This window comes from Marinobacter pelagius (assembly GCF_900114925.1).
Classification (GTDB): domain Bacteria; phylum Pseudomonadota; class Gammaproteobacteria; order Pseudomonadales; family Oleiphilaceae; genus Marinobacter; species Marinobacter pelagius.
In genome coordinates this window covers 215409-233754 of sequence record NZ_FOUR01000005.1, presented here as the reverse complement: position 1 = coordinate 233754, position 18346 = coordinate 215409, and the positions used below count along the sequence as shown (strand labels likewise).

The following is an 18346-nucleotide window of genomic DNA, read 5'->3' as shown; positions in this document are numbered from 1 at the left end:
AGTTACAGTGGTCTCAGCTCACTCACATAAAAGCCCAGCAGGCTCTCAGTTGATCCGTCAGAATGCCGGAAATCCACCAATGCCCACTCGCCGTCGGAGGTCTTGATGGGGGCGAACACCCAGTACCCGGTGGACGAATCTTCAATATTCGTCTCAAGGTACGAAAGCGTACCACCGGCATTCACGGACCACTCATCAATAACAGAATAACCATCAGAATAAGTGACCGAACCCGTACTATTGGCCTGCAAGTCTACCTGGACTGTATCGTCCTCACCCACCAGGTCAAACTCAAATGACTTGTCCGTTCCATTAGCAAAGACACCACCGGTACGCTCGACAAGAATGCTGCTGGTATTGCCGGCGAGATCACTCAGCTCCACGCTGAAGCGACCAACCCGCTGAAGGGAAAACGCGTCACCGATCGCAATTTCAAACTGCAGATCGCCGTAACCTGTAACCGTTGACGAGGCGGTCAGACCACCGCCACTGTTGAAATCGTAAAGTCCGCCCGGACCATCGGTTTCCGTTTCGACGCTGGCAACCTCGAAGATGCCCATGGAGAGGCTGTAATTACCCCATTCTGAGGAAACCGCAACCACATCTTCACCCGTGTAAGACTCACCGTTGGTGTTATGGGCGATCACGTAATGACTGTCATCCAGAATGGTCAGCACATTGAATCCATCTCCTTCTGGCAGATACCAGGCACCCACGTATGGGTTATTGGCATCCTTGATGGCCTGGAAGGGAGTCGCTGCCCCTGCCTCGCTGGCAAAATGCAACTCATCGCCCACCAGTTGCACATTTTCCGTGCAATTCCCTATATCCTCTGCCAATCCCGGACACAGGCCGCCCTCGCCTCCTTCTGACTCACCGAGCACCGAAATAGTCATTTCGCCGGTTGCCGGGTCCCAACTGTAAGTGCCCCATTCAGCCGTTGCCGCTCCCTGATCGTCGTTGCCATATTTGTGGGCAATGATGTAGATGCCATCCTCAAGGAATGTCAGCACATTGATTTCTTCGCCATTCGGTCCCTGGCCATTGCTGCTTTCGCTATCGGGTTCCACAAAAATCCAGCTGCCACGCAGGTCAGCCTGCTGGGAAGCATAGAAATGGGCTTCGGCCTCCTCTGCACTGATCAGCGTTTTGTCGACCGAGCTTGCCACCTCATTCGTGAACTGGGATTCAAAGTCCGCAGCGGGCTGATCCACCACCAACAGTGCATTCTCCAGCGCCGTGTGGGTTTCAGCGGTGATGGTGATGCCGTTATCGGGGTTACCATCCTCGTCCAGGCTTTGCAGCAGCCTCAGGATATTGGTCAGCTGGTCAGGGGAACTCGTATCAGCAGTCATGTCAGCGGGCGTAACACGCCCGGATGCCGGTACCGGGGGCAGCTCAATACCGCCAATGCTGAAGGTTACCGTTTCGCCCTCAACATACTCGTATTCCCCGAGAGCGCTGGTAAAGTCACTCTGGGTCGCCGTCTGATACCGGATGTTCGCGACTGCGCTATCCGTGAAGATGCCCGTTTTGGTGTTTTCCGGTGTCGGGGTGTCTTCAGCCACAGTGCTTGAGGAAGAGCCACCACCGCCACAACCGCTTAGTGCTATTGCCAGAGCCAGGGAGCCGAATTTTATTACTTTCATAATTTTTCCTGTTATTGGAATAACCGAAAGTAATACTTAATAATTTCAACCTCCCCGCGCATCCCCAAAATTGGGTATGCGGCGAGCGATAAGTGCGGCGCAGCTCACAGCCGGCAGTTTTGAGGAACCTAAGGGGTAATCGGAACCAGCCTCCGCCCCATCATGATGAGGATGGCGCCGAAGCCGTACATCATGACGCTATACACTACCGCCGGGATGGACATCTCGGAGGATTCCAGCAGGGTCAGGGTGACCATCAGGGCAATGGTGCCGTTCTTGATGCCCAGCTCCACGGCAACCGCCAGGGATTCCCGTTGTGACAGGCCGAACAGACGGCTGCTGGCCAGACCGATGAGCACACCCACCAGGTTGAGCAGAAAGGCCGCCGGGCCTGCCTGGGCGAGCAGTTCCAGCAGGCGGTCGCGGGAGCCATACATCAACGCGATGATCAGCGCCAGCAGCACCAGACCACCGAAGATGCTCACCATGCCCTCGGCCTTTTTCGCACGCTCTGGCGCCCGGGTCCGGATAAACATGCCGATAGCGACCGGCAACAGCACGATGACCACCAGCATGGCGATGGTCTTGCCGACCGGGAGCGAGATATCCGCCCCTTCACCAAAGTGCATCTGCAGGGCGTAGTTGGTGAAAAACGGCAGGGTCACAATGGTGATCAGGCTGGCGGAGACTGTCAGCAGGATGGAAAGGGCAATATTGCCCCTGGACAGAAGTACGAAAAGATTGGAGGTGGTACCGCCGGGGCAGGCGGCGATAATCACCAGGCCAACCGCCAGCGCGGGACCGAGACCCAGCATCGGAGCGATGGCGAAGGCCACCAGGGGCATCAGGAGTATCTGGGCGATGGTGCCGACGATCATCCCCCTGGGGTTCATGGTCACCTGACCAAAATCCCTGAGGGTAAGGGTCAGGCCGATCCCCACCATAATGATGAAAAGAGAGATCGGAAGGCCGATCGAGATCAGTGGACTCGATTCCACGTTACTACTCCTTCGTTATTGTTGTTCGAATTGGATCATCATAATAATAGAAAATAGAGCGGTACCAACCGCCTTAGACGCAGAGAGCGACATTTACAACGATCCGCGTACCGCACTGTAGTCGGAAAACCGTTATCATCAGGCCTGATTCAGTCCCGATTCCAATAAAAAGTAAACAGACGGAGACCCTCATGGAGCCGGCTTACAAGATCCTGATTGCCGACGACCACCCGCTGTTCCGCGAAGCCATCAGTAGTGTAATTTCTTCCGGTTTCGACGGCAGTGAAATTATCGAAACCGATGACCTCGACAGCACCCTGGAGATCACCCGGGAAAACGACGACCTGGACCTGATCCTGCTGGACCTGAACATGCCAGGCATGCACGGGCTCAATGGCCTGATCACGCTGCGCAATGAGGCGCCCAGTATTCCGGTGGTAATTGTCTCCGCCGAGGAAGACAAGCAGGTGGTCCTGCAGGCCATCACCTATGGGGCCGTGGGATTTATCACCAAGTCTTCGCCCCGGGCCCAGATGACCGAGGCCATCCAGCAGATCCTCAACGGCAACGTCTATCTGCCTTCCGACATCATCCGCACCGGCAAGGAAAGCAGCCATCGCCGCAGCCGCAGCAACGACAACCCGATCTCACCGGAGCTGCTCAACTCCCTGACCCGCCGGCAACTGCTGGTACTGGAGCGGATGTCCAAGGGGGAATCCAACAAGCAGATTGCCTATAACCTGAATATCGCCGAGACGACGGTGAAGGCTCATGTATCCGCCATTCTTCGGAAGCTGGGGGTGCATAATCGGGTGCAGGCGATTCTGTCGGCCAGTGATGTGGATTTCAGTCAGTATCTGAAGCGCTGAGGCTGGAAGGCCGGATCTGAACATAGGGTCAGATGAACAAGTTCATCAGACCCCTGAGTAGGGGATTCTGGCGCCGGGTTTGAACATGGGGTCAGATGAACGAGTTCATCAGACCCCTGAGAAAGGCGAAACCATGGGCTACCCCAATCGGGGTCTGAAGAAAGCCTTCTTCTGACCCCTCTTTCACCCAGGCCCCCGGTCTCACCCCCGAATCACATGATTCAGCACACTCCGCAGTTTCAACGGCTTCACCGGCTTGTTCATCAACAGATATCCCAGCTCCCGGATATGCTGCTTCAGCTCGTTGGTGTAATTGGCGGTGATCATGAGCACCGGCGCCGGAACCGCCCGCCGGCGGTTGATTTCCCCCACCACGTCCACACCGTTTTCATCGTTATCCAGATGGTAATCCGCCAGGATAAGATCCACGGGGCAGGACTCGATCGGCAGCTGCCGTTCCAGATCCTCCAGGGACACCGCCGTTATTACCCGGCAGTCCCAGCCCTCGAGCAGGGTTTTCATGCCCTGGCAGATGGCCTGGTCGTTATCGATGACCCACACACGGGCGCCGCTCAGGCCGTCATCAAGACTGCTCCCCAACCCGTTATCAGCACCTGGCCGGCGGGGTTTCAGCTGGCCCAGGGGGACCTGTACGCTGAACACTGAGCCCTTGCCCTCCACCGAGGACACGGTTACCTCATGGCCGAGCATGCGGGAGATCTTGTCCACGATCGCCAGGCCCAGGCCGAGGCCCTTGTCTGCCTGGGAACCGCCGGGCCGGATACGTTTGAACTCCTGAAAGATTTCGGTGAGCTTGTCCTCGGGAATCCCGGGGCCGGTATCCCAGACCTGCAACAGCACGTGATCCTTCCGCCGCCGGCAACCCAGCAGAATGCGACCCGAGCTGGTGTAGCGGATGGCATTGGTAAGAAAGTTTCGCAGTATCCGGGCCAGCAGCTGGGAATCGGACTCCACCACCACGGACGAGGGCACGAAATCCAGGCTCAAATTCTCCGCCAGCGCCATCTGGCGGAACTCGCGGGCGATGTTGTTAAGCAGATCCCGCAGGTCGAAGGCGGTGACGTCCGGCTTGATCACACCGGCATCGAGCTTGGAGATGTCCACCAGCGTGCCGAGCAGGTTCTCGACGTCGTCCAGAGAGGTACTGACCGACCGCACCAGTCCCTCCGCCTTGGGCCCGAAGGCATGCTCCTGCAGCGCGCTGGTGAACAGGCGGGCGGCATTCAGCGGTTGCAGAAGATCGTGGCTGACCGCAGCCAGGAACTTGGTCTTGGACATGTTGGCGCGCTCGGCTTCCTGCTTCGCCTCCCGCAGTCGGGCCTCCACCGCTGCCCGTTCCGAGATTTCCTCACGCAACTGGCTGTTGAGCCCGCTCAGGGCCGCCGTGCGCTCCTTCACCCGGCGCTCCAGGTTGTCGTAGGCCTGCTCCAGTGCCAGGGCGGTCTTGCGCCGGTCGGTAATGTCACGAATCAGTACGAAGAAGCCGATGATGTCCCCGAACTCGTCGAAGTTGGGCACGTAGGAGCGCAGCATGTAACGGACTTCCCCGCCCTCACCGGTCTCCTCCAGCTCGAAGGTGACGTTTTGACCGTCCAGGACTTCCATGATCTGGGGCAGCAAACGCTGGTAGAACTCGGGGCAGTGGATCTGATCCAGCCGCTGCCCCAACAGGGGCGACCCGCCACGTCCGTACCAGGCCTCGTAGACCTTGTTGCAGAACTGCACGGTCATGTCCGCCCCGACGTAGGCGATCAGGGCCGGCACATGGTCGGTGACCACACGGATCCAGCGCTCGCTCTCTTCCAGGGCCTTGATCCGGCGAGCCATCTCGCTGTTCTTGACGTCGGTAATGTCGGAATACAGCACCACCAGGCCACCTTCGAGGGTTGGCCGCTCGGTCATCTGCACCCACCGGTCGTTGGACAGCAGGAACACGGTGCCTTCGGCGTCCTCGTGGCTGTGTTCCTCGACAATCAGGCCGCAGGCCATCGCCCTCGCCTTCACGTCTTCAATGGCGGTACCCGCTTCGGGTGGGCTGACGCCGGCATGGCTCCAGTAACTGCGAAACCGGCTGTTGCTCTGGATCAGCCGGTGCTGGCGATCGAACAGGACAAAACCGTCGGCGATGCTCTCGATGGCATCACTGAGTCTCTGACGAGTGGTCTCCGCTTCTTCCCTCGCCCGGCTCAGGGCCTTGTTACTGCCCTTGAGCTCCTCCATGGTGAGGTTCAGGGCTTCGGTACGCTCGCGCACCTGTTCGGCCAGGATGACCGAGTGCTCGAACGCCGCATAGGGCTCGGGCTTGTGGGCCACACCGGATTCCACCCGCACGATCAGGGCATCACGGATGCGGCGCAGCCGCTGGTTTTCCGCCTCCAGCTCGGCAATGCGCCGGTCCTTCAGCTCTTCCTTGATTTCCTCAGGATGTTCCCGAGCGGGCATCAGGCTGGCCAATCACCACCCCCGTAAACGTCTGGTTGATGTGCATGCCGTCGAACTGTTCGCCATAGGTGTTGAAGCCGATGACCTTGTGATGCCGCAGGAACTCGGAGACAGCATCCACCTCACCGGTCAGCTCCGCCTCCAGCCGGCGCAGGAAACAGTCGCAGCCGATGGTCACCAGTGGCGCACCCACCACCCGCTCGGAGGCTTCGATCTGCTGGCGGACGCTGTCGAGCAGGCCCTCCGGTTCCATGGCAGTCATCACGATGCCGGTCTCGACGGCGCAATAGAACGTCAGGCTGCCGTCCGGATTGACCCGCTGGATCGAGCGGACGAAGTAGTGGCCCCCGATCTTCACGCCCAACGGCCTGAGGGCGAAGGTCTTGCGGTCCAGATCATCCACGCTGACACCCACCGCCCGGGCATAGGCTTCTGCCGCCGGCTCCGCGTTGAGCTCAAGCACGGTACGGCTTTCCGGGCAGGCATCGGTAACCACCAGTTTCTCGCTGCGGTCCACCATGTGGTGAGTGGAGAACACCCGGAAATCCAGCGGCGTATTCACCAGCATCACCGTGGCCGCTCCGGTGTGGAACTGGCCGTCGAAAAATACATGGGTATTGGCCAGACGCTCGTCGTCACCGGCTGATCCGCCGAACTGGGGAATGGTGCCGAGAGCGGAATTGAGGGTGGCGAGCACCAGTTCTTCCCGGCTGGAAAGGCCATCCAGCAGGGTAATGGCAAAGGTATTGCCCTTCACCGGGGCCAGCCTGGCGTCCCGACAGGTCGCCAGCAGGCCATCGATAACGCCCTGGGCATCCTGAAGCGTGAAACGGTCCAGCGCCGATATCAGGGCACAATCGATGGCGAAATAACGTCGGTCAAAGCCGATGGCCGTGATGCAGCCCCGGCCATAGCCGTCGGGCGTGATTTCCCCGGCCGAAGTACAGCCGCAGACACGAACATCCGGGAAGGCTCGTTCGAGTGCCGGCCCGAGCCGCTGCAGGTCGTATTCAGCCGAGCAGAAGAACAGGACACAGCCAAGATGCTCGTGGCTCAACTGGCTGGCGAGCTGGGTGGCCGCCAGCACTGGATCTCGAACGCTCGCGCTTGCCACCCGGACTGCCGGCAGGGTCGTCGCTGATCTCATGGTCACCGGCTCCAAACGTTTCAGGGTTTCTTCAGATTCTACAGGATCCCCTTAACCAGCCAATGCGACTTCCGTGCTTTTTATCGGCGCGGCTCAATCACCCTAAGCCATTGATCACAATCTGCCGTCCGGTCAGTTCACTGCGACACCGCTACTCAATCACCAACGAACCAGCACTTAAGTCGTAGAGGAGGGACAACAGGGGAAATGCCACAAGGGAGCAGGTTTGCTGCTCATTTGGGAAGGTTCAGAATCGCAACTTTGGAATTACGACCCACCCGGGAAACGGTCCAGCTCCTGCACGCAGTCATCCAGGAACGACGAGGGATCCGATATCACCGACTCGTCCGCCACCACACCGAACTGGACCTGGCCGGCGTAGCTGACGATGCTGATACCGACACCGATATCGCCGGCCTGCGGCACCCAGAACATCTGTTCGGTAATCCGGCAGCCGGCAAGATAGCGCGATTCCCGTTTGCCGGGCACGTTCGACACCACCACGGATGCCTTGCGGTAGAACACATCGGCGATGGGCTGGCGCAAAGGATCCGGAATCGCCGAGGCGGTGGAGGCCAGCCCCCAGGCAATTCCCGGCTGCCAGCTTTTCTTGAGCCGGCGGGTTTCCTGCTTGATCCGGTACAGCCGCTCCAGGGGGCTTTCACCATCCACCGGCAGGGGTACGAATACGGTACCGAAATAGTTCCCCAGCGTTCCGGGCCGGGGTTTCAGCTCCTCCGGCAGACGGTCACGGATATCCACCGGCACCGCAGCATGCATGACCGCCTGTTCCAGCTCGTCATCACTCAGCCCCAACCTGGGCCGGGCTGCGGCTGCCACGCAACTGAGCAACACATCATTGATGGTGACGTTGGTAGTCCGGGCAATGGCACCGAAGCGCTCCAGTGGAACCGGTGCCGACCAGCGGCAATGGCGCCTGCCCAGCAGCGGCCGCCGGAGTTCGGAGGAGGAGTCTTCGGGCTCTACCAGAAAGTCGGTGACTTCGTTCAGCAAGCGCAGGCCTTTCTGGGCGTATTGCTCAAGGGCCTGCCCCGCGTGCTCCAGGGAAGCTGTCGCCGATCGGGACTCATCGGCCCCGGGCTCCCGGTCTTGTTGGCCCGGCACCAACTGTTCCAGCCAGGCCTGGGCGGCGGAGGTCCAGCGGGAAAACTCACCCTGTTCCGGCGCGCCGTAGAGCGCCGGATGCTGCCTCGGCGAGGCCGGGCAGAGCTGGTCAAAAATCCCCAGCAGGGACAGGCCATCGGCGTAGCAATGGTGCATCCGCAGCACCAGCGCGGCCCCACCCGGGGCGTTGGGTGCCAGCCAGAACTTCCACATGGGACGGAACAGCGGCAGGGGTTCATTTAACCGTGCGGAGACCCATTCCTGCAGCCCTGCCTCGGAGAAGCGCTCGATGACCACATCCAGGTGCCGCCCGACATCGAACTCGGCATCCCGCTGCCACCACCAGCCGGGGCCTCGCTGCACCGGGCGATGCACAAAGCGCTCCCAGGCAATCCAGTACACTTCCAGGAATTCGCGAAACCGGGGCGCGGTGAGCCCATCGACCCTCAGCATCACGGTAATGGTCATCGGATTATCCGGGCGCTCCAGTGCCAGCCAGGCCGAATCTGCGGGCAGCAGGAGATGCGATTGCGCTTGACTCAAACCTGAGGGTCCCCGGGGTCAGTAACATCCAATGGTACGTAAAAACCGAACACCGCATTGTGCCAGACAACCCGAAACGGCTCCACACGGCGAGCGCCGCACACGGTTACAAAAAATTACACGTGAGTAACTGTTCAGTCCTATACTGGTTATAAGCCTTGATGCAATGGTTATTAGCGGGTCCGGGCCCCTGTCTATTGGCCGGGGAATGCCGAAAAAAGTGTATCCGGCGCCAATAAATGCCCGCCACCATCGCGGTACAACAAGGTTACCAGCACAAACCAATACCAATAACCGACATTTGCAGTGCTGGGGGGAGAGCAGGTATGAAAGCGAGCCATGTTCGCAAGCTGATCAAGCCCATTGAGAGCGCCTACTCCGAGATGTTCTCGGGTCGCGTCTACCGCGTGGGCAAGGGTGCTGTTTCGGTCCGCAACCACAGCGGCAAGGCGGAGCAGACGGTTATTGGTGTGCACGGCTTTCTGGAGAACCACTGCTACTTCACCCAGGCTTACGAAGGCGCCACCACCGAACTGATCCTGCTGACCTGCAGCAACTACCACATTCCGGTGAACGGGGTCACACCCGAGACGCCTGACTGGGAAGTGCCCATCAAGCATCTCGAAGGCACCATCGAATACGATGCCTGCATCCTCAACCAGGCCCTGGCCAACCTGCCCACCACCCGCAACCTTCGTGTTCACGGCCACTCCCGAGGCGGCGCGGTGATCCTCGAAGCCATGAAGCAATGGCCCGAACTCTACGAGGAGGTGGAAGTGGTGCTCGAGGCCCCGGTACTGCCCCAGGGGCGGCTGCACGGCCTGGTGACCATGCTGCTGGAGCCGGTCAGTCATGGCATGTGGCCCTGGCTGATCCGACTGATCAACAGTGCGCCCCAGTCCGCGTACGGCCAGACGTTCTTCGGCAAGATGAATCCACGCAAGAAGCAGTTGCTGAGCAAGCTGTTCTCTGCCACCAAGGATCATCTGACCATTGTCCGCAACATCGAGAACATCATGGACTGGATGACCCGGACCGACCCCTCGGTGTACCAGCACATCCGCCACGGCACCTTCCTGATCCCTGCGGTGGACCGGATCCTGGACCGCTCCGCCATGTTGGCCAGCGCCCGCCAGAGCCCGACCACCATGCGGATCGTGGAAACCGAGGCACCGAGCCACTTCATTACCCTGGACAGCAAGGAATGGGTTCCGGGCTTCGAGACCCTGCCGGCCACCGCCCAGGGCTGATCCTGCTGCATCTCCGGTTCCGCTCCGCTAAACTGGCGCCCCCATCCACGGTTTAGCGGAGCTGCCCCATGTACCGTGACCGCCTGGTCGCCACCCCTGTTCATTCCGAAGCGGCAAGCCGGCTTCAGCGGTTGCTGTTGGCGTACCACGACTTCCGGCAGCACAAGGCGGCACACCCGCTGGTGGAGGACACCTTCAGGGTGGCGGACTGGCAGGCCCGGCGACTCAAAGCCACCCACCAGGACCTGTATGACCATCCGGGCTACCGCCCCGGCCTGGAATTCCTGCTCACCGATCTCTATGCACCCGCTGGCATGACCCGCCGGGACGACAACATCGACCGGGTTTTCCCGAAAATGGTCAAGTGGTTGCCGGACAACCTGCTGGATACCTTTGCCGGGCTGGTGGAGCTGAACCTGATGACCCAGGAGCTGGACCTGGAACTGGCCGAACTGCTCGACCGGAACCGACAGCCGGTGGCGGAGCTGGATACCCCGGTCTACTGCCAGGCCTACCGGGCAAGCCAGCGGCTGGACGACCGGTCAAGGCAGATTCAACTGGTGGCGGAGGTCGGGCAGCAGCTGGACCGCTACGTGCGCAACCGCACCCTGGGCTGGCTGCTGTCCATGGCGAAAACACCGGCGGAGATGGCGGACCTGAGCGACCTGCACAGTTTCCTGCACCGCGGTTACAGTGCCTTCCGCAAAATGGACGATGTCGATAGTCTGATTGAACGGCTGGTGTGGCGGGAACGGAGAGTAATGGAGCAGATCCTGGCGGGCCACCCGGCGCCTTTCGAGCTACCGGGCGACCTCTGAGCCGTCAGGCCTGGATGATCTGGTCGAGCTGGCTGTGAATCTCCTGCTCGATGCGGTGCTTGAACGGCCGCAGCATCAGGCCCAGCTCCAGACGGATATGCAGGTCATCCGGGGTGATGTTCAGGTGGCCCTTCACACCACTGCGCTTGAACTTCATGACATCACCTTCCCACTGGTAATGCACATCGAACTGCTTCGACAGATCCTGGGCCAGGGTTTCCGCCGCCTGGCGGGCGTGTTCCTTGTCCAGGGAATGGGGGCGATGAACATCAATGACAGACATGGATCAGTTTTCTCTTCCAAATTGAAACGGTTTTACAGTGTAAGGCGGTATTAAACTTGTAGCCACCCCGCCAACCGTTAGAATACGGGGTTCAGATTCTGACAGGACATCCCCCATGAGCGAGCAGCAAACGCCAGCCAATCCGTCCGGTTCCGGCAATGGCCAGGACGACGTTACCCATTTCGGTTTCCGCAACGTGCCGAAAAGCCAGAAGGCCGGCCAGGTGGCCGAGGTCTTCCACAGCGTGGCGGGCAAGTACGACCTCATGAATGACCTCATGTCCATGGGCATTCACCGGCTCTGGAAGCGTTTCACCATCGAGCTTTCCGGAGTGCGCCCGGGGCACCAGGTCCTGGACATCGCCGGGGGCACCGGCGACCTGACCATGAAATTCTCGGATCTGGTGGGTCCGTCGGGCAAGGTCGTCCTCGCCGACATCAACGCCTCCATGCTCCAGGTCGGCCGCAGCCGGCTGGTGGACCGGGGTTACGCCGGCAACATCGAATACGTGCAGGCGGATGCCGAGCACCTGCCCTTCCCGGACAACAACTTCAACGCCGTGTCCATTGCCTTCGGCCTGCGCAACGTGACCGACAAGGATCAGGCCCTGCGCGACATGACCCGCGTGCTCAAGCCCGGCGGCAAGCTGATGGTGCTGGAGTTCTCCAAGCCCACCAATCCGCTGCTGAACAAGGCCTACGACATGTACTCCTTCAACGCGCTGCCGTTGATGGGCCAGCTGATCGCCGGTGACAGCGAGAGCTACAAGTATCTCGCCGAGTCCATCCGCATGCACCCGGATCAGGAGACCCTCAAGGGCATGATGGAGAACGCTGGCCTGGTGAACTGCCGCTACTACAACATGACCGGCGGCATCGTCGCCCTGCACGTGGGAATCAAGCCCTGATGTTCCCGGGCCCGACCCTGCAGGCTGCCGCCAGCGCCATCATCGAGAATGCCCTGAACCGGGCACTCGAGCTGGACCCGGCCGGCCGCCAGTTCCTGGTGAAAGCACTGACGGGCCCGGTGCAGCTGGATATTACCGCCCCGGTACCACTGACCTATACCCTCGACCAGACCGGGGATCGGGTCCAGGTCAGCAGCCAGCCCCCAATGGAACCGGCGCTGCGGATCAGTGGCCGGCCGCTGGCCTTTGCCGCCCTGGCCGTGGGTGATGACCGGGTATTTGCGGACGGACGACTGGCTGTGGATGGCGATACCGGCCTCGCCCACCAGCTCCAGCGGGCCCTGAACCAGCTCGAACCCGACTGGGAAGCCGCGATGGCCCGGCACATCGGTGACGTTCCGGCACACTTCCTTGGCAAACGCCTGCGCCATGCGGTGAAATGGAGCCGGGACGCGGTCCGTTCCATGAACGCGAACATCGAGGAATACCTCCACGAGGAGAGTCGCACGCTACCCGGGCGCCGGGAACTGGGAGCCACCTTCGGGGATATCGATGAGCTGAGTCTGCGCACCGAGCGCCTGGAAGCCCGGCTCCGGCTGCTGGAAGACCGCGAAATCACTGACGAACCGGAGAACCCGTGACCCGCCTGAGACGCCTGTTCCGAATTGCCTGGGTATTCTGCCGTTACCGCCTGGACACGTTTCTGCCGATCGCCGAACTGCCGACGCCCCTGAAGGTGTTTTTCCTGCTGGCACCCTGGCACCTGTTCCCGCAACCCAAACTGGGCCGGGGCGACCGGTTGCGTCTTGCCCTGGAAGAGCTGGGGCCGGTGTTCGTGAAATTCGGCCAGATCCTGTCCACCCGACGTGATCTGCTGCCTGACGACATGGCCGAGTCCCTCAAGCAGCTACAGGACCGGGTGCCGCCGTTCCCCAGCGATACCGCCCGAAACATCATCGAAACCTCCCTGGGCAAGCCGGTCTCCGAACTGTTTGCGGAGTTCTCCCCCGATCCCATGGCGTCCGCCTCGGTGGCCCAGGTCCATGCCGCCACCCTTCCTAACGGCCAGCGTGTGGTGGTCAAGGTGCTGAGGCCGGGTATCGAAAAGGTGATCCACCAGGACCTGGCCCTCATGTACCTAATGGCCGGCCTGCTGGAGAAGTATTGGTCCGAGGGCAAGCGCCTGCATCCGGTGGACGTGGTCGCCGATTACGATTCCACCATCCATGACGAACTGGACCTGCAGCGCGAGGCCGCCAACGCCAGCCAGCTGCGCCGCAACTTCGAGAACTCGTCGTTGATCTACATCCCCTTTATCGACTGGGACTACACCCGCAAGTCGGTACTGGTGATGGAACGCATCCACGGCATTCCCATTGCCGACGTGCCCGCACTGGAGGCAGCCGGCGTCAACATGAAGGTACTGGCCGAAAAGGGCGTGGAAATCTTCTTCACCCAGGTGTTCCGGGACAGTTTCTTCCATGCCGACATGCACCCGGGCAATATCTTCGTCGACGTATCCAACCCGTCCGACCCGCGCTATATCGCCATCGATTTCGGCATTGTCGGCACCCTGGCACCGGATGACCAGAGCTACCTGGCCCGCAACCTGCTGGCGTTTTTCCGCCGGGATTACCGCCAGGTCGCGCAACTGCACATCCAGTCCGGCTGGGTACCACCGGACACCCGGGTCAATGAGTTCGAGGCCGCCATCCGTACCGTGTGCGAGCCGATATTCGAACGCCCCCTGAAGGACATCTCCTTCGGTCACTTCCTGCTGAGGCTGTTCCAGACCGCCCGGCGCTTCAATATGGAGGTCCAGCCCCAACTGGTACTGCTGCAGAAAACCCTGCTCAATGTCGAGGGTCTGGGGCGGCAGCTGTATCCGGAACTGGATCTCTGGAGCACCGCCCAGCCGTTCCTCGAGGACTGGATGCGCAAGCGCATCGGCCCCTCCGGGTTGCTTAAGTCGCTGCAGTCTCACCTGCCCTCCTGGCTGGAACAGTCACCGGAGATGCCGCAACTGATCCACGACGCCTTGCTGCAGATGCGGCATGCCGGGCCCACCGAACAGCAAAACCGCGATACACTGGAGCTGTTGCGACAGCAGCAGGCCCGCACCGAACGTCGCTGGCGCCGGGCCGGTATGGCCGTGGTACTGGTGGCTGCGGCGGTGATCGGAACCCAGCCCGAGGCCCGGGCCTGGGTCGAAAACACGCCGGCATGGAGCTGGGCCCTGCTGGCCATCGCCGGCGGGCTGGTGCTGCGCGGCGGCCGTTAAACCACAAGACAAACCGGGATTCACATAAATGCAAGAAAGCTCCGCTACTGTCGACAGCCCTGACTGGTTGAATGCCATTCGCTGGACCGAGGACGGCCTGGTCCCGGCCATTGCCCAGGATGCCGAAACCGGCGAGATCCTGATGATGGCCTGGATGAACCGGGAATCCCTACGGCTGACTGCGGAAGAAGGCCATGCGGTGTACTGGTCCCGTTCACGGGGCAAGCTCTGGCGCAAGGGCGAGACATCCGGCCACCAACAGGTGGTGAAGGACATCCGACTGGACTGCGACGAGGATGTGATTCTGCTGAAAGTCGAGCAGAAAGGCGGCATTGCGTGCCATACTGGCCGACGCAGCTGTTTTTACCGTACCCTGAAGGACGGAGCGTGGGTTGCGGTGGATCCGGTCATCAAGGATCCGGACGCAATCTATGGCAACAACTAAGGAGCAGCCCGTGAGTGATGTACTGGAACGCCTGGCCCAGGTACTGGAAGCCCGCAAGAATGCAGACCCGGAGTCATCCTATGTCGCCAGCCTGCATGCCAAGGGGCTGAACAAGATCCTGGAAAAGGTCGGTGAGGAATGTACCGAAACACTGCTGGCTGCCAAGGATGCCGAGCACAGCGGCGAAACCTCGGATGTGGTCTACGAGACCGCTGATCTGTGGTTTCACAGCATGGTCATGCTGTCCCGGCTGGGACTCGGACCGGACGACGTCCTGAACGAGCTGGCACGGCGTTTTGACCTGTCAGGACTGGAAGAAAAGGCATCCCGGAGCAAGTAGGCAGATATTACCCCTTTCGGGGGTTTCTGCATGACGGCTCCGTTAACGTACAATGTCCCTGAACTGAAACAATGAGAATGAGGAACCCCGCATGGGTATCAGTATCTGGCAACTCCTGATCGTACTTGGCATTGTTATCCTGTTGTTCGGAACCAAGAAACTGCGGAACATCGGCAGCGACCTCGGTGGCGCTATTCGCGGCTTCAAGAAGTCCATGAATGACGATGATACCGCGAAGGACGAAAAGGATTCCCTGGAAGAAAAATCCAAGGACGAGCCCCAGCAGGCTGAAGCGGAAGACAAGCCCCGGGAAAAAACCCACAGCTGAGACCTGGCTGAATGTTCGATATCGGCTTCCTTGAGCTGCTGATCTGCGGCGTTATTGCGCTTTTGGTGCTTGGCCCCGAACGGCTCCCTACAGCCGCGCGGGCTGCCGGGCGCTGGGTGGGCACTGCGCGCCGCATGGTCGGCCAGTTCAGCTCCGAGCTTGACCGGCAACTGAAAGCCGAGGAACTGCGCGAGGAGCTTCGTAAAGCGGGCGATGTCGGCCTGGATGATGTGCAGAAAACCGTGCGGGGGGCCCTTGATGAGGCCAAGAAGTACGAGCACATGATCCTGTCCGACGAAGAGGCCCGAAACCCCAGGCCGGCGCCGGCAACCCGCCGCATGGCCGGCGAAAGTGAGGGAACGGACTCCTCCGGCGCAAACAGCCAGAACAACAAGGCACCGGAACCGACCAGCGAATCCTCCGGTGAACGCGAGACCCAATCAGGCCCGTCGGATAACCGTTCATGACCCAACAGCCAGACGGCAACCAGATCCACCCCGAACAACAGGAAATGCCGCTGATCGAGCACTTACTCGAGCTGCGTAACCGACTGTTGAAAATGGTACTGGCCGTGGTGATCTGTTTCGCCGCGATCTATCCCTTCGCCAACGAACTGTATCTCTGGCTGAGCCAGCCGATCAGGGAGTTGCTGCCCGTTGGGCAGAGCATGATCGCCACCGACGTCACCTCGCCCTTCTTCGCACCCCTGAAGCTGGCACTGGTGCTCTCGGTCTTTGCCGCAATTCCGGTGATCCTCTACCAGCTGTGGAGCTTCATCGCTCCGGGGCTATATGCCCACGAGAAGCGCCTGGCGTTTCCGTTGCTGTTCACCTCGGTGATCCTGTTCTATGCCGGCGCGGCCTTTGCCTATTACGTGGTGTTTCCACTGGTGTTCGGGTTCTTTACCGCCATCGGCCCGGAAGGGATCGTGGAACTGCCGGACATCAACAGCTACCTGAATTTCGTGCTCAAGATGTTCTTTGCCTTCGGGGTGGCCTTCGAGATCCCGATCGCCACTGTGCTGCTGATCCTGACCGGCGCCACCACCCCGGACGATCTGGCCGCCAAGCGTCCCTATGTGGTGGTTGGCTGTTTCATCATCGGCATGCTGTTGACCCCCCCGGACATCATCTCCCAGACTCTGCTGGCAGTACCCATGTGGATCCTGTTCGAGTTCGGCATCCTGTTCGGGCGCCTGGCCCGCCGTGAGGTGGCCAGCGAGGATTCGGAAGATTTCCCCGGCGAATGAACCTGGCACTGCTGTTTGACGAGGATTTTGTCACGCCGGACCGGGCGGTGCTGACCGGCCGCCGGCTGGCCCACCTGCATTCCGTACTGAAGGTCGCAGCCGGTGACCGCATTCCGGTCGGTCGCGTTGATGGCCTGATGGGAAGTGGAGAGGTGATCCGGCTGACGGATACCGAAGCGGAGCTGCAGGTGACGCTGGATCAGCAGCCCCCGACTGCGCTGCCCCTGACCCTGATCCTGGCCATGCCCCGCCCCAAAATGTTCCGCCGGGTACTGCAGACCTGCGCCTCCCTCGGCATCAAGGACATCTGGCTGATCAACAGTTACAAGGTGGAGAAGAGTTTCTGGCAGACCCCCTGGCTGTCGGAGGACAACCTGCGGGAAAACCTGGCCCTGGGTCTCGAGCAGGCCAAAGATACGGTGATGCCGACCATTCACATCCGCAAACTGTTCAAACCCTTCGTGGAAGACGAGCTGCCCGGCATCCTCGCCGGCAAGCGGGCACTGGTGGCCCATCCCGGCACACCCACGCCGTGCCCGGTGCACCTCGATGAACCGGCCGTGCTGTGTATCGGCCCCGAGGGAGGCTTAACCCCATATGAGGTGGGCAAGCTCGAGGAGGCCGGTTGCCAGGGCGTTCATCTCGGCCCCCGGATCCTGCGGGTGGAAACCGCCGTACCGGTGCTGGTCAGCCGGCTTTTTGACGCCTGCCGTTAAACCAGCCTTACGCAGCTTCCCCGTGGCGTTTCTGCCACCAGTTGATCAGGGGCGTCAGCACCACGACCAGGATACCACCGGCCAGAACCCCGAACAGGCCATCGGCCAGGGTGGACACCAGGGTGGCGCCGATGCCGCCAAAGCCTTCGGCGAAGTGGTGGATGGCATCGTAGACCGGTGGCAGGCCATGGGTGAGAATGCCACCGCCGACCAGGAACATGGCAATGGTGCCCAGGATCGACAGGGTCTTCATCATGTAGGGGGCGAGCCAGAGGATGCCTTCGCCCATGCGCTGAGCCAGGGCACTGTCCTTCTGGCTCAGGTACAGGCCGCCATCGTCCAGCTTCACGATACCGGCCACCAGCCCATAGACCCCGACCGTGACCATTATCGCCACCACTGTCAGCACCATGAACTGCATACCGATGCCCTGGCCGGTGACGGTACCCAGGGTGATGGCGATGATTTCCGCCGACAGGATGAAATCGGTGCGTATCGCGCCCTTGATCTTATCCTTTTCCACCACCTTCAGGTCGACATCCGGATTCTTCAGGGCCTCGTGCAGCTCCTGCTTGTGGGCCTCGTCCTCCTTGCCGTGCAGAAACTTGTGGGCCAGCTTCTCGAAGCCCTCAAAACACAGGAACCCACCGCCGAGCATCAGCAACGGTGTCACCATCCAGGGCACAAAGAAACTGATAGCCACTGCTGCCGGCACCAGAATAGCCTTGTTGATAAAGGAGCCTTTGGCCACCGCCCAGACCACGGGCAATTCCCGGGCCGGTTTCACACCGGTAACCTGCTGGGCATTGAGCGCCAGGTCATCCCCGAGAACACCCGCGGTTTTCTTGGTGGCGGTCTTGGTCATGAGGGAGACGTCATCAAGGATGGTGGCGATGTCGTCGATCAGTGCGAGCAGACTGCTTCCTGCCATTGGA

Annotated in this window: 19 protein-coding genes; 12 read left to right on the top strand and 7 right to left on the bottom strand. The window is 60.7% G+C overall.

Annotated elements, in window-relative coordinates; all coding sequences use genetic code 11:
* Positions 1–2: 2 nt before the first annotated feature.
* Positions 3–1649: a hypothetical protein gene (locus tag BM254_RS12030; protein ID WP_092003752.1), complete on the bottom strand. Its 1647-nt coding sequence runs from the start codon at positions 1647–1649 to the stop codon at positions 3–5.
* A 128-nt stretch (positions 1650–1777) separates the two neighbouring features.
* Positions 1778–2647 carry a bile acid:sodium symporter family protein gene (locus BM254_RS12025; RefSeq protein WP_092003749.1) on the bottom strand — a complete coding sequence of 290 codons (870 nt, stop codon included), beginning with the start codon at positions 2645–2647 and terminating at the stop codon, positions 1778–1780.
* Positions 2648–2838: 191 nt separating this feature from the next.
* Between BM254_RS12025 and BM254_RS12020 the strand changes: the two genes are divergently transcribed.
* A complete protein-coding gene (locus BM254_RS12020) occupies positions 2839–3516 on the top strand; it encodes a response regulator (RefSeq protein WP_092003745.1) in 678 nt (225 codons plus the stop codon).
* Positions 3517–3717: 201 nt separating this feature from the next.
* Here BM254_RS12020 and BM254_RS12015 read toward each other — a convergent pair whose 3' ends face one another.
* The 3 genes from BM254_RS12015 to BM254_RS12005 all read right to left on the bottom strand — a co-directional run bounded on the left by BM254_RS12015 (position 3718) and on the right by BM254_RS12005 (position 8794).
* Positions 3718–5979, bottom strand: coding sequence for a hybrid sensor histidine kinase/response regulator (locus BM254_RS12015; RefSeq protein WP_092003957.1), 2262 nt, complete (start codon positions 5977–5979; stop codon positions 3718–3720).
* Positions 5957–7126, bottom strand: a complete 1170-nt coding sequence (gene nosP / locus BM254_RS12010; RefSeq protein WP_092003960.1) for a nitric oxide-sensing protein NosP — start codon at positions 7124–7126, stop codon at positions 5957–5959. Before nosP ends, BM254_RS12015 begins: the two co-directional genes overlap by 23 nt.
* 267 nt (positions 7127–7393) lie before the next feature.
* Positions 7394–8794, bottom strand: a complete 1401-nt coding sequence (locus tag BM254_RS12005) for a WS/DGAT domain-containing protein (RefSeq protein WP_092003742.1) — start codon at positions 8792–8794, stop codon at positions 7394–7396.
* Positions 8795–9120: 326 nt separating this feature from the next.
* On the opposite strand from BM254_RS12005, the gene BM254_RS12000 reads away from it, so the two are divergent.
* Positions 9121–10044 carry an alpha/beta hydrolase gene (locus BM254_RS12000; protein ID WP_092003739.1) on the top strand — a complete coding sequence of 308 codons (924 nt, stop codon included), beginning with the start codon at positions 9121–9123 and terminating at the stop codon, positions 10042–10044.
* Between the two features lie 68 nt (positions 10045–10112).
* A complete protein-coding gene (locus BM254_RS11995; RefSeq protein WP_092003736.1) occupies positions 10113–10862 on the top strand; it encodes a DUF8198 family protein in 750 nt (249 codons plus the stop codon).
* A gap of 4 nt (positions 10863–10866) precedes the next feature.
* Here the strand turns inward: BM254_RS11995 and BM254_RS11990 are convergent, their stop codons facing one another.
* A complete protein-coding gene (locus BM254_RS11990) occupies positions 10867–11145 on the bottom strand; it encodes a polyhydroxyalkanoic acid system family protein (protein ID WP_092003733.1) in 279 nt (92 codons plus the stop codon).
* A 115-nt stretch (positions 11146–11260) separates the two neighbouring features.
* On the opposite strand from BM254_RS11990, the gene ubiE reads away from it, so the two are divergent.
* From ubiE to BM254_RS11945, 9 genes are all read left to right on the top strand, one after another.
* Positions 11261–12052, top strand: coding sequence for a bifunctional demethylmenaquinone methyltransferase/2-methoxy-6-polyprenyl-1,4-benzoquinol methylase UbiE (gene ubiE, locus BM254_RS11985; RefSeq protein ID WP_092003730.1), 792 nt, complete (start codon positions 11261–11263; stop codon positions 12050–12052).
* Positions 12052–12693: a ubiquinone biosynthesis accessory factor UbiJ gene (locus tag BM254_RS11980; protein ID WP_092003727.1), complete on the top strand. Its 642-nt coding sequence runs from the start codon at positions 12052–12054 to the stop codon at positions 12691–12693. Before ubiE ends, BM254_RS11980 begins: the two co-directional genes overlap by 1 nt.
* Positions 12690–14333: a ubiquinone biosynthesis regulatory protein kinase UbiB gene (ubiB, locus tag BM254_RS11975; RefSeq protein ID WP_092003724.1), complete on the top strand. Its 1644-nt coding sequence runs from the start codon at positions 12690–12692 to the stop codon at positions 14331–14333. Before BM254_RS11980 ends, ubiB begins: the two co-directional genes overlap by 4 nt.
* Positions 14334–14361: 28 nt before the next feature.
* Positions 14362–14778, top strand: a complete 417-nt coding sequence (gene hisI / locus BM254_RS11970) for a phosphoribosyl-AMP cyclohydrolase (protein WP_092003721.1) — start codon at positions 14362–14364, stop codon at positions 14776–14778.
* Between the two features lie 10 nt (positions 14779–14788).
* Positions 14789–15118 (top strand): phosphoribosyl-ATP diphosphatase, encoded by a 330-nt coding sequence (locus BM254_RS11965; RefSeq protein WP_092003718.1) that lies wholly within the window; start codon positions 14789–14791, stop codon positions 15116–15118.
* Positions 15119–15209: 91 nt separating this feature from the next.
* A complete protein-coding gene (gene tatA / locus BM254_RS11960) occupies positions 15210–15446 on the top strand; it encodes a Sec-independent protein translocase subunit TatA (RefSeq protein ID WP_092003715.1) in 237 nt (78 codons plus the stop codon).
* 11 nt (positions 15447–15457) lie between these two features.
* Complete coding sequence (tatB, locus tag BM254_RS11955) at positions 15458–15913, top strand: Sec-independent protein translocase protein TatB (protein WP_245777436.1); 456 nt, start codon at positions 15458–15460, stop codon at positions 15911–15913.
* Positions 15910–16695, top strand: a complete 786-nt coding sequence (gene tatC / locus BM254_RS11950) for a twin-arginine translocase subunit TatC (protein WP_092003712.1) — start codon at positions 15910–15912, stop codon at positions 16693–16695. The genes tatB and tatC overlap by 4 nt, the downstream gene beginning before the upstream one ends.
* On the top strand, positions 16692–17411 hold the full coding sequence (locus BM254_RS11945; protein ID WP_092003710.1) for a 16S rRNA (uracil(1498)-N(3))-methyltransferase: 720 nt from the start codon (positions 16692–16694) through the stop codon (positions 17409–17411). Before tatC ends, BM254_RS11945 begins: the two co-directional genes overlap by 4 nt.
* Before the next feature lie 7 nt (positions 17412–17418).
* Here BM254_RS11945 and BM254_RS11940 read toward each other — a convergent pair whose 3' ends face one another.
* Positions 17419–18342 carry a DUF808 domain-containing protein gene (locus BM254_RS11940; protein WP_092003707.1) on the bottom strand — a complete coding sequence of 308 codons (924 nt, stop codon included), beginning with the start codon at positions 18340–18342 and terminating at the stop codon, positions 17419–17421.
* Positions 18343–18346: the final 4 nt, after the last annotated feature.